This is a genomic window from Methanomicrobia archaeon, assembly GCA_016930255.1.
Lineage (GTDB): Archaea > Halobacteriota > Syntropharchaeia > Alkanophagales > Methanospirareceae > JACGMN01.
Genome location: JAFGHB010000007.1, coordinates 1 through 11613 on the forward strand (window position 1 = coordinate 1; position 11613 = coordinate 11613).

Genomic DNA, 11613 nt, shown 5'->3' on the forward strand with positions numbered 1-11613 from the left:
ATATAACTATAACCGCTTATACCACTTCACGATCCTGAAGATAACGAAAGCGATGATCAGCGTTACTGCCACACCCACAAGTTTCGTTGTAACTGGTGTTTTCCCGCCGCGTGCTGCCGATTCTCCGACCGGTGCTTCTCCTTGTGCTCCGTCCACCGAAACGTTCCAATCATGCAGGAAAACGTCCGTGAAAAACGATGCGATATTTTCGTTCGCCACTATGACGCCTGCTTCACGGTTATGAGCGGAATTGGGGTTCCAGTTCAGGGATGCGATGACGACGATCTCGCCATCCACGATCAATCCTTTCGTATGGATTTTAGCCAGGCCCAAAGCGTCTAAATCCGCCAATTCCGCGTATAAGGTCAGATTCTCTTCGCTCGCTATCCGCTCCAGCCATGCGACTACTTCGTCATTGTCATTTGACCCTTCGACGCTATAATCCTTGGAATCCAGCAGCACTTTCACGTCGCAGCCCCGTCGTGCGGCTTCTATCAGCGCGGCAATGAAGGTGTTATCTCCTTCATCCCAAAATCTCCCGGCTGAGAACTGCTGCACATAAACGCTCGCCTGTGCATTCTGTATCGCACCTAATATCGTCGCGTTACTCAGTGCGGTATCAGGCGCTAAAACCGGGATTACCGTGAAATCACACGTGACGGTTCGTGGCTCGAAAGCGGGTATATATGAGCCCTGGGGTATCGTCCTGGTAATGGTTTCTTTATCTGTTTCTGCACCGCCCACCTCTGATACGAATTCTTTACCGCGGTAGAAATCCTCGATGAAGACGTCTGTGAAGTACTTTGCCATGTCTTCGTCCCTCAGCACGATCCCCCAGCCACGGTTTCCAAAGGAGTTGTTCGTGGGTGTGCCGGTCGTTTTCCAGTTCTCCGTCATTACGACGAGTGCTCGGTTGTCAATAACGGCGTATTTGGCATGATTGAGGTACGGATCACGGGAATAACGAACGTCACCGCCGTTTTTCGCTATCGTTTCCGCAATGTACCGCTCTTCACCGGTGATACCGCCAACGGGGCTACTTTCGAGCAGCAGCTGCACGTTCACGCCCCGGTTTAAGGCAGCGATAATACTGTCCGTAAGGTAAGGATTGTCGAACTCGTAGAGGTTGATGTATAACGAGGAAGACGCGCTCTCTAGTTCGGCCTGCACCACGGAGAAGCTGCAATCCGGTGAGACAAACGCGGTAGCACTGTCAGAGCCAGAGCATGCGAATTTCACGGGTGCGTGATAGGAAGCGCCAAGAGGGAGCGTAAGCCAGTCTCCGTACCGATTCGTGTCCTGAGCCCCTTTTCGTACGAAGATCATTCCCTCGCGCGGCTTCTCTAACGGCTCCGCGCGCCACCCCGCACCGTCGTACACGGCTTCGCCGAATAACACGACATCCACTTCTCTGCCGCTTTCATCCCGGAGGATGACTTCGTCACCGGTATTGCGCAACGCGAAGGTTCTTCCCGTGGTTTGCAGTCGTGGCACCGAGGAATCGGAGTCCGCACCGTATTCGAAATCAGGTCTTCTAACGTCGCTCATCAGGGTGCTCATCTGCTCCGTGAATGCCGATGCGTTTCGCGTAACATAGACTGTTTGGTTTGGAGCAAGATTAAAAGAGGGGAAGATGAGCGTGCCCTCGTTGTCCGTAATGCTCCAGCCTTCGAGATTTACCGACCGAGCGCACGGATTCGAGAGAGCAACATACTCGTCCAGCTCGTTTCTCGTCGCCGTGTTCGGATAAAACTCGGTGATGAGCAAGTGTGCTCCATTATCAAAATCGGGAGATTGAGCAGCAGTTCCAAGTGTTGAGGTTACAACAAGCAGGAAGAGCAGCGGCAGAGCCGATAGCAACGCCACAAGAACGTAACGTTTGCTCCGGGTTATGTTGTCTTTCATTTTTCGTCTTCAAGCCGCTCGAACAGCCGGTCAACGATCTTTTCGGTGACGTCAATCCCGCACGCTTGGTTGATTCCTCTTCCAGAAGGAGTCCCGTTAATTTCGAGTAGGAACAGCCCTTCTTCGCCTTCTATCAGATCGACACCGGCGAAATCAGCGCCGACGGATTGTGTCGCGCGTACCGCGAGTTGTTCCATTTCTCCTGTTACCGTGCAGGCAACCGGAGTGCCGCCTTGACTCAAATTGCTCACGAACGAATCACCAACCGAGACACGGTAAATCGCACCCACAGCTTCTTCACCAACTACAAAAACCCTGATGTCCCGACCAGGATTCGGGACGAACTCCTGTACATAGAGCACACCCCTTTTCTTCACTAAATCGGCAAGGTTCGACGTTAAATCAGATTGCGAATTGTCAAGTCTAATAATATCTTTACCTTGACTGCCGAAGATCGGCTTCACGACCGCGCTCCCCCATTCATCGATGGTTTTGAGCGCGATGTCTAGCTCAGCCGTTACTGTTGTACGGGGAATGGGAAGCTGCGCCTGCTTAAAGCGGTGAAACGATAAAAATTTGTTCGCGGCGTTCTGGATCGCTTCGGAGGAGTTCATGACAGGTATACGGTTCTCAAAATGGCGGATGAGGTCGAACTTAAAAGAGATCTGCTCGAGCGCAAAGCTGATGCCGACGTCCCGGATAATGAGCGCGTCGAGTTCCACGCTCTTTGAATTGGGATCAAAGATAGAGAGATCAGTTAATGAAAGAGAAGCGCTGAGCGTTGCGAGGTTTATCGGGACGGCTGTGGCACCTCGTTTCTCGATGTTCTTTATAAAAGTGCGGGCAGTCCAGTCCTCGGGATCGGTGAGGACGAGGCCGATTTTTGCAGGTTTTTTAGTTGTCATTTAATCCGTTACCCCACAATTGTACTTTGCTTATTAACTTACTAATTACTTACGGACACGCAACAATCAACGGTACTGTCCCTTTCCCTCCTGAAGCTTTCCTCTCCTTCAGATGCGCCTCGTGATCGCCGCAGATAAGCAGCATCCCATTCCGTTCCTTAACGGCCTTTGCGATTGCTCCTATGTTTTGGCTCGTGATAGCGGCAGCCACTCGCAGATCGTTCCCGCGATGCGCGAACCGGTCAATGGCGCGGAGATGCGCGAAGATGAATCTCACCTCGCGCTTTTTTAATACAGAAACGGCGTGTGAAGTTATCAAAGCGTCGTATTCCTCGATGTCTTCGCGATCATCCACCGGGCAAACGTAGCTGATTCGCTCGACAAGCGGTTTCGTGCCCGCTGTTTCAAGAATGGCCGCAGTTGGCTTGCCCACGTCATCAAGCATTTCCAGAATCGAGTTCACTTCCGATGTGCCGACGTCTTCGCTCGTAAATATCTCATGCTCGTCCGCTAACAAGCCCGTGAGAATCGAGGCAATCGCCGGTGTTGTCGTGGTGCTTACCGTCTCACACTCGTATAACAACCCTTGCGAAGCGAGCGCATGCAGCACCTCTAATCCCGTCGCAAAATCGGCGTAAAGCTGCCAATCAAGGCTGTCTACCACTACTAATACCACTACGGAAGGATCGCGGGCGGTCATAAAGTCGAGAATTTGCTTGACTGGCTGAACGGGTGATGGTAACTCAATATCAAAAAACGCCGCCAGGGTCGGCGCGATGTGTAAGAGCGAGAGGGGTTGCATAACAACCATTCGGCGCTTATCTCTGATAAATGTGGTGAGTCTTTATGCGCAACATAACCGACAAGCTTTTAAACTGCGCGATACATATTCGCTCACACGAACTAATTTTTGAACGTTGAGATGATAAAAGAAGTTCCCGCATGTGAGAAGAAAGAGGGGGGACAATAAATAACCAAAAGAGGTACGCGAAAAATGAATACGAAAGAAGGTGTAAATTGCGGCTTTGGAAGAGGTAAGGCGATAATAGGCATTGTATTGACGGCTGTTCTGTTTGCTTCGGTACTCGGGGCGCTGGTGCCGATTTCCGCACGAGATGGCGCGGGCGCGATAGAGCGCGGCGATATCGTATTTTGTGGTGAGGAAGGTCTGGATGTCTCGGCCATCGTGGTGAGTGGTAGCTACTTTTATGGCATGACCGGCACCACTACCGAAGGCGCAACAATTTTCGTCGCTGATAATACCGATTTTGACGTCTCGGCATCTGCCGTCGAGGGCCCGTACAATGCCACGAGTGCCGCCGGAACGGTTGCGGATATAGTAATTGACGAGCCTAAAATTACCGGCGATGTCTTCATCGAGGGTACCACCTATTCGGTCGTTGGTAAGGCGATACCCAGGGGGACGAAACTGACGGTTCATATTGAGCCTAACTTTGGTGGTCTCATGAAGAATGCTGCCGACGGAAGCTGGAGCAAAGTCAAACTAAAATTACTCGACCCTGATGGAATCCTACTGACACCGGAGAAGATTGATGCGGATACCCCGGAAAATAATGTCACGTCGAGTGACTGGTCTCAACTCGACACCTCTGAGTGGCGTATTGGTCAGTGGAGGATGTGGATAACAACAGATCGGGACACCTGTAACGATGTAGACGTGAGTTCACCTTACTACGAGTTCACGGTCCGTAAAGAGGAATTGACAATCGATGCCGAAGAAGACGCTGTTGATCAAGGCGAGGATATTAATGTAACAATTACCGGAAATCCATTCGCCTTCTATTACCTGACTGTCACCAATGTTGATACGGATAACCCCCCGATGATATTGTATACGTCTGACGTTGTGGTGTTGGACGAATGGGGCGATGCGTATCCAGCGACAGGAACGCCTTATTTGGCGGCATGGGTCAGAACTGGGGGTGGTTGCACTGCTAATGTCTCGATTGATACAACGTGTGCAGCCGAAAGATTATATGAAATAACTGTATACGATGCGATTTATCCAGTTTATCCTGATTTTGCTCCTGATGACGATGTTGAAGAAGACGACGATGATGATGTAGATGTGTGGGTTAATCCACATGAACCACGGACAATTTATGTGCCTGACGATTATGCTACGATTCAAGAGGCGGTGACCGCAGCAAACCCTTTTGACATCATCATCGTGCGTGACGGTACATATACCGAGAACGTGGACTTTAGCGTAGCTAACCTAACAATTCGATCTGAAAATGGCAGTGATAAAACGATTGTTAATGCTCTTGATCCAAATGATCACGTTCTTGAAATAACGGTCAACTATGTAAATGTAAGCGGATTCACCATCGGAGGAGGATGGTGTGGAGTATATCTCCGCGCAAATTATTGTAATATCTCAAATAACACTCTATCAAATAATAGCATAGGCATCAATATAGAATACTCAAATCATAATATATTGATAAAAAATAAACTTTCAAACAACTATTACGGCAATCTATTATGCTCAGGCCACTCAAAAACTGACTTTGATAATGTGATAGACACAACGAACACCATTAATGACTATCCGGTTTACTACTATTTTGACCAAAAAGATCGAATTATAAAAAACCTCAATACGAGCTGGATTGGTTTTGCATATTGCTCCAACTTTACGATCCAGAATAACAGCATCCATCATGGAGAAGGCGTCAGCTTTGTGTTTTGTAATGACAGCAGGATACTAAAGAATAAAATCAGCAATAACAGTGGCAACGCGTTTTATAAGTCAAAATCGAATGTAATATCCGAGAACGAAATCCACAGGAATATCGATGGGCTATTACTCCTTTCTTCAGATTATAACGAAATTATTAATAATTCACTGGACTCTAATGAATATGGAATTTCTTTGCATTATTCTAAAAATAATAATCTGAAAAGGAATAATATGTCAAATCAATACAAAAACCTCGAAATAATGGGTTCGTTAAAAATTTACTATAATAACACGATTGATGATACAAACACAATAAAAGGTCTGCCGTTATATTATTACTACGATGAATATGATTTGACGATAAAAGACGCAAGAACACATTATCTTGGAATTGCAAGTTGTGATAACGTAACGATAAGAAATAGCGATATTGGAGACTTACAAATTTCATTCAATAACCAGAGTACAGTTTTAGCAAATAACATTTCAGATGGCATGCAAATCTACGTGTCAAATAATACCACAGTGATACAAAATAACATAACCGGCGATGTGGAAATCTCACGATCGAATAACAACACATTAAAAGATAATGTCATGAATGCAGGCAGGGTTTATCCTTTTTCGTCCTCTGTTCTGATCGCTAAAAACCTGATAAGTGGCGGTGGAATTTCGTTCATGTATAACTCGCCTTTAGATTTAATTATAGAAAACAACACGATTTTTGATTGTGAATATGGAATTGAATGTTTCCGTCCTCGTCCCGTTAGAGGGAGAGGTGGAGGGCTATTTTTAGACATTGGTATTCCTTCTCAACCGTCAAATCCAGTGACTCAAAAAGTAATTATTAAGAACAATGAAATCTTAAAGAATACTTATGGAATTTCGCTAAGATGGTGGCCACACGGTACAACAATTACGAACAACGGCATCTTAGATAATGATTGGGGGATCTATCTTGAAAACGTTGATAGTTGCACGATAGCGAATAATACAATATCAAATAATGAGAATGGAGTCTATCTGCAAGGGGGGTGTTATGATAATCTTATCTATAATAACTACTTCAACAACACAAAAAATGCTTACGACGATGGATATAATATCTGGAATATTACGAAAACATCGGAGGAGAATATAGCTGGAGGTGGTTACCTTGGTGGAAATTACTGGAGCGATTATGAGGGCGAAGATACAGACCTACTACCTGACGGATTGGGTGATACACTGCTTCCCTATAATTCATCGGGGAATATAACAAACGGTGGCGATTGGCACCCGCTGGTTATGGCTGAAGAGGAGCCTTACACAAATATAGATGTCGGCGTCACCTCTAGCATAACTCTCGCAGATTCAAGCGATTTAGCGGCATATTTGCCTCCTGAGTATGATGGTATTGATATCGGCGACGCTGTTGTGCTCAATGTCAATGTCACCGATAATACCAGCTCAACAACCGATGACGCATATACAGACATAACAATAAACGTCGGTGACCTTGACGTAGCAACGTGCACCGTATTTAAGACCGGAACAGGATTTTTACAAGAAGTTGAAGATGTTAATACGCTTCCAACGGTCGATGGTGAGCCGTCATTCTCTCGGGATTTGGTTAATAAGACTGTTACGGCCAGACTCTACGTGGGAGATCCGTTACTTGGAGTGATACCGTTTGTTGAAGCAGTCTTCGATACCGGAACACCGGATAATCCATATCCAAGTATTTCAGGTATCCACAATGGTACCATCACGCTAAATCAAACGATTTTGGTATCTAAACTTTATACCTACTCATGTTCAGGCACAGGAGGGCATACCGAATACGCAAGAATATGGAACTCGACGTTGAACGTTACTGCGACCTGGGACGGCTACAATGGCGATTGGCACAACCTCAATTTCAACGACTCGTTCACCCTCTACGAAAACGAAACTTACAACTACACGATTAGAACGGGCTCCTATCCTCAGATCATCCACGAATCGCCTTTTAATGCAACCGGAGGAACAATCAGGTGCACTTCATTTGAAGATGCCAATGGAGAGATACACACGGATTGGATACCGGCGATACGATTAGAATAGCGGTTCTTTGATTAAACTTTCTTCCTAAGAAAGTTTGATGGATCAACTGCAGTGAGTTCATGGATGCTAACGGAAAAGAATACAATGACTGGATACCCGCTGTTAAATTCTTTTGGTAAAGCTTTTCTTAAAAAGAAAAGGTTTGATGCTAACGACCGCACGTATAACGATTGGATACCTGCCATGAAGCTTTGGTCTGACTGACTGAACAGGTCCTTTAATCAACGTTTCTTACCAAGAAAAGTTGTTGGATACCGGCGATATGATTGGAATAGTTCTTTGATTAAACTTTCTTCATAAGATAGTTTGATGGATCAACTGCACTTCCTTTGAGGACGTGAACGGTATTCTCCATAGCGACTGCATACCCGCCGTACGATTAGATTAACGGAGGTTACGTTCTTCAAATTCAGTACGCGGCTCTATATGAATTGTTGACACAGCATTCGTTTCCTTCTTAATCGCCTCTTCTAAACGCGTGGCGAGGTCGTGTGCCTCTTTTAGATTCATCTCGCAGGGCAGTTTTATATGGAGCGTTAATTCGACGTGGTCGCCATAGCGATGCATGCGTAAATGATGTATGCATGATGCGGCAGGAGCGCTCGTCCTGACCAACTCGTTTAGTTTGTCTGCGATTACCGGATCCGGACGTTCGCCTAACAACGAATCAGCCGCTTCCTTCAAGATCGTATAGGTCGCGTATAAGATCAAGAGCGAGACGAAGATGCCCATAACGCCGTCGATCCACCACAGATATGCGCCCGATAACGCGCCGATGACGATCATGCCCGAGGCGATTGCATCGCTGCGGTGATGCCAGCCATCCGCGATCAGCGCGTGTGATTGCATCTTTCTTCCCGCCCACATTGAGAACTGCGCGAGCGCCTCTTTTACGAGCACCGAGACGCCAAACACCAGTATACCCAAGGTGGCGAACTCCGCTGCCTGATAGTGCTGCAATCTCAGAATCGATTCTTTGAAGAACGTTAATCCTACCACGCCGAGAAGTGTGCCGATGATGATTGCGCCTATAGCTTCTGCTCGTCCATGGCCGAACGGATGATGTTTATCCGCGGGCCGCGATACAACCCAGAAACTCACCAGGATAATGAGCGACGTCAACGTATCGGACATGGTATGCCACGCATCGGCGATCATCGCTACGGAATTGGATTCACTACCCGCCCAGTACTTAAACGCGAAGAGGACGACATTAACGATAACCGAAAGCCCTCCTTCAAGGTATCCAAAGCGGTGAGGTTTATCCTGCATCCGATTAGTTACCCTCGTCTTCATCATCGCAGTGTGTCTGCCATGCAAAGCAAAGTGAAGCCTGAAAACCCTTCCGTTACGTTATAACGCCCGCACCGATCAAATGCCAGCGCTGCCGTATCTTTCGCCCGATTGCCACGCGAGAGCCTTCTTCTGCACAGATCGATCTGCTCAGGTTTACCTCAAGCGTCTTCTTCGTCACCCGCTTCACCTCACCGATGGTGATTGTGGTTCCGGCGCTTAACAGGATAGACTCGCCTACTTTAATCGGAGGGATGTCTCCCGCTTTTGTCACACCCACGGCACGCTTGAAGAGCTGGAATTCGATCGTCAGTTTATCCCTCGTTGGCGGCAATGACCCCACTTGTCCTGCACACTGACCGACCAAGGAATCCTCTTTCGTCATGCTCGGATCCAATTTCGTGCCAATACCGATAAGTCCGCCGGGCGTTACCTCCTTCACCTGCTCGCCACCGACCATGATCGACGTTATCTCCGTCTCGATCGGGATCCACTGCGCCTTGCCTCCTGCCGTTACCATCCGCCCGGGTCGTATCTCTAACGTATCGCCTTTTCGCAGCCTCCCTTTGAGCAATGTGCCGCCGATTACGCCGCCCTTCAAATCCCGTATCGGCGTCCCGGGCTTATTAACATCGAATGAGCGTGCGATATGCATCCGCGCGATTTCATCTGCGGAACGGTACGGTGTCGGTATTGTCTTCTCCAGACTCTGGATCAATAAATCGAGATTTGCAGACTGCTGCGCCGATGTAGGCACGATGGGCGAATCTTCCGCAATCGTCCCTTTAACAAACTCCTTTATCTGCTTGTAATGCTCGATCGCTTCCTCGCGCGAGACGAGGTCGATTTTGTTCTGCGCGATGACGATCTTATCGATGCCCACGATGCTCAGAGCCATCAAGTGCTCTTCCGTCTGCGGCTGTGGACACGGCTCGGACGCCGCAATAAGCAGAACAGCGCCGTCCATTATCGCCGCACCGCTGAGCATCGTTGCCATCAACGCTTCGTGCCCCGGCGAATCGACAAAAGAGACCGTCCGCAACTCTTCCGTCTCTGCGCCGCAATGCGTGCAAACCTCCTCTATCGTGTAACAGTCCGGCTCCGCACAGACCGGGCATTTCCTGAAGGTCGCATCCGCATAGCCCAGCCGAATAGAGATGCCGCGCTTTATCTCCTCGCTGTGTCGGTCCGCCCATTCACCGGATAGCGCGTTCACTAACGTCGTTTTGCCGTGATCTACGTGCCCGATCATTCCGATGTTCACAGAAGGTTTCTTCGTTTTGCGTACCCCCATTCTTCCTTTTACTGCACGCGAATGCGTTGCACTCTAACCTTTAGCTCGCTTCACTATCATTAAGATACCCGCGTTTAATAAAAGATTTCTTTGGTAACGCTCTTCTTTTTAAAGAGAGAGCTGTGGTGAGAAGTATGGATTTTGAATTACCTGAGGAGGCAAAGGCTGTTCAGAGTAGGGCACGAACGTTTGCCGATGATGAGGTGCTGCCACGAGCGGCTGAGATCGATCGAAAAGGAACGTTCCCTGCGGAGATTGTGAGAAAAATGGCGGAACTCGATCTTTTCGGGTTGCCGTGCCCGCGAGAATACGATGGTGCGGATGCCTCGCTTTTGAGTTATACCGTGCTGGTAGAGGAGCTCTCTCGCGTAAGCGCAAGTATTGGGTGCCTGAGCGCCGTCGGACTCATCAGCAGCTTCCCTATCCTCTACGCGGGTTCCGAAGCGCAGAAGGAGAAATACCTCAGATCGCTTTGTGCCGGCAGCACGTTGGGCGCTTTCGCGTTAACAGAGCCAGCTGCCGGGTCTGACCCCCTTTCTATCGAAACCACCGCTGTTCGTAACGGCGACGACTACGTGCTCAACGGCAGGAAGGCGTATATTACGAATACCGCAGTTGCAGACATCTACGTGGTTCTGGCGTACACGGATAAGAGCCAGGGCAGAAAGGGGATGAACGCGTTCATCGTGGAGAAAAAGACGAAAGGATTCTCTTTTGCGGGGACGGAGAATCTGCTGGGCTTGCGCGGTTGTATTGTGGGTAATTTGGTGTTCGAGGATTGTAGAGTCCCAGAGGAGAACCGGCTTGGCAGCGAAGGCGATGGCTTAAAGATCGCTATGGCCACGCTGGATCGAGATAGAGTGGCAATGGGCAGTGTTGGCGTTGGTATTGCGCAAGCGTGCCTTGACGCTTCAAAGAAGTACGCCCAAGAGCGAACGCAGTTCTCTCTGCCTATCGCCAATTTCCAGGCGGTTCAATTCATGCTCGCGGACATGGCCGTCGAGCTAGAAGCCGCGCGGTTGCTCACGTACAAAGCCGCTTATCTCGCAGACCGAAAGGATAAATTTACAAAGGAAGCGTCCATGGCAAAGCTGTATGCTTCGGAAGTTGCGCAGCGTGCTGCCACCAACGCGGTGCAGATACACGGCGGATATGGTTGCACGAAGCGGTGCCCCGCAGAGCGGTATTTCCGTGATGCAAAGGTGCTCGGCATCGTCGTTGGCACCTCTGAGATACAACGAATGATAATAGCTCGGGAAGAGTTACGATGAAGAGCGCTTCAAATCTGCCAGCCGCACAATACACGTGCCACCCTCAAAAACACTCACTCGTGACTGAGTGTTAAGTAAACTTTGAAACTACCCGGTATAAAGTGATGCTGGTATGGCTTTGATCCCTCTATGATACCTTTTAGTGTTGAACCA

At 48.5% G+C, this 11613-nt stretch carries 7 protein-coding genes; 2 read left to right on the forward strand and 5 right to left on the reverse strand.

Annotation, left to right across the window (positions count from 1 at the left end; all coding sequences use genetic code 11):
* Positions 1 to 6 precede the first annotated feature (6 nt).
* Genes JW878_01200 through JW878_01210 form a run of 3 tightly spaced genes read right to left on the reverse strand, consistent with a single transcriptional unit; the run spans position 7 to position 3612 of the window.
* Positions 7 to 1905 (reverse strand): lamin tail domain-containing protein, encoded by a 1899-nt coding sequence (locus tag JW878_01200; GenBank protein ID MBN1761681.1) that lies wholly within the window; start codon positions 1903 to 1905, stop codon positions 7 to 9.
* Positions 1902 to 2810 carry a RimK family alpha-L-glutamate ligase gene (locus tag JW878_01205; protein MBN1761682.1) on the reverse strand — a complete coding sequence of 303 codons (909 nt, stop codon included), beginning with the start codon at positions 2808 to 2810 and terminating at the stop codon, positions 1902 to 1904. Before JW878_01205 ends, JW878_01200 begins: the two co-directional genes overlap by 4 nt.
* Before the next feature lie 49 nt (positions 2811 to 2859).
* Positions 2860 to 3612 (reverse strand): alkaline phosphatase family protein, encoded by a 753-nt coding sequence (locus JW878_01210; GenBank protein ID MBN1761683.1) that lies wholly within the window; start codon positions 3610 to 3612, stop codon positions 2860 to 2862.
* Between the two features lie 192 nt (positions 3613 to 3804).
* Between JW878_01210 and JW878_01215 the strand changes: the two genes are divergently transcribed.
* Positions 3805 to 7602 carry a right-handed parallel beta-helix repeat-containing protein gene (locus tag JW878_01215; GenBank protein ID MBN1761684.1) on the forward strand — a complete coding sequence of 1266 codons (3798 nt, stop codon included), beginning with the start codon at positions 3805 to 3807 and terminating at the stop codon, positions 7600 to 7602.
* Positions 7603 to 7986: 384 nt separating this feature from the next.
* On the opposite strand, the gene JW878_01220 is transcribed toward JW878_01215, so the two are convergent.
* Positions 7987 to 8874: a cation transporter gene (locus JW878_01220; protein MBN1761685.1), complete on the reverse strand. Its 888-nt coding sequence runs from the start codon at positions 8872 to 8874 to the stop codon at positions 7987 to 7989.
* Positions 8875 to 8950: 76 nt separating this feature from the next.
* Complete coding sequence (locus JW878_01225) at positions 8951 to 10189, reverse strand: translation initiation factor IF-2 subunit gamma (protein MBN1761686.1); 1239 nt, start codon at positions 10187 to 10189, stop codon at positions 8951 to 8953.
* Positions 10190 to 10323: 134 nt separating this feature from the next.
* Between JW878_01225 and JW878_01230 the strand changes: the two genes are divergently transcribed.
* A complete protein-coding gene (locus JW878_01230) occupies positions 10324 to 11460 on the forward strand; it encodes an acyl-CoA dehydrogenase family protein (GenBank protein MBN1761687.1) in 1137 nt (378 codons plus the stop codon).
* Positions 11461 to 11613: the final 153 nt, after the last annotated feature.

Bases quoted from the DNA above. Each gene is read 5' to 3' on its own strand.
- JW878_01200 (MBN1761681.1), bottom strand. From the start codon at position 1,905: ATGAAAGACAACATAACCCGGAGCAAACGTTACGTTCTTGTGGCGTTG.
- JW878_01205 (MBN1761682.1), bottom strand. From the start codon at position 2,810: ATGACAACTAAAAAACCTGCAAAAATCGGCCTCGTCCTCACCGATCCC.
- JW878_01210 (MBN1761683.1), bottom strand. From the start codon at position 3,612: ATGCAACCCCTCTCGCTCTTACACATCGCGCCGACCCTGGCGGCGTTT.
- JW878_01215 (MBN1761684.1), top strand. From the start codon at position 3,805: ATGAATACGAAAGAAGGTGTAAATTGCGGCTTTGGAAGAGGTAAGGCG.
- JW878_01220 (MBN1761685.1), bottom strand. From the start codon at position 8,874: ATGCAGGATAAACCTCACCGCTTTGGATACCTTGAAGGAGGGCTTTCG.
- JW878_01225 (MBN1761686.1), bottom strand. From the start codon at position 10,189: ATGGGGGTACGCAAAACGAAGAAACCTTCTGTGAACATCGGAATGATC.
- JW878_01230 (MBN1761687.1), top strand. From the start codon at position 10,324: ATGGATTTTGAATTACCTGAGGAGGCAAAGGCTGTTCAGAGTAGGGCA.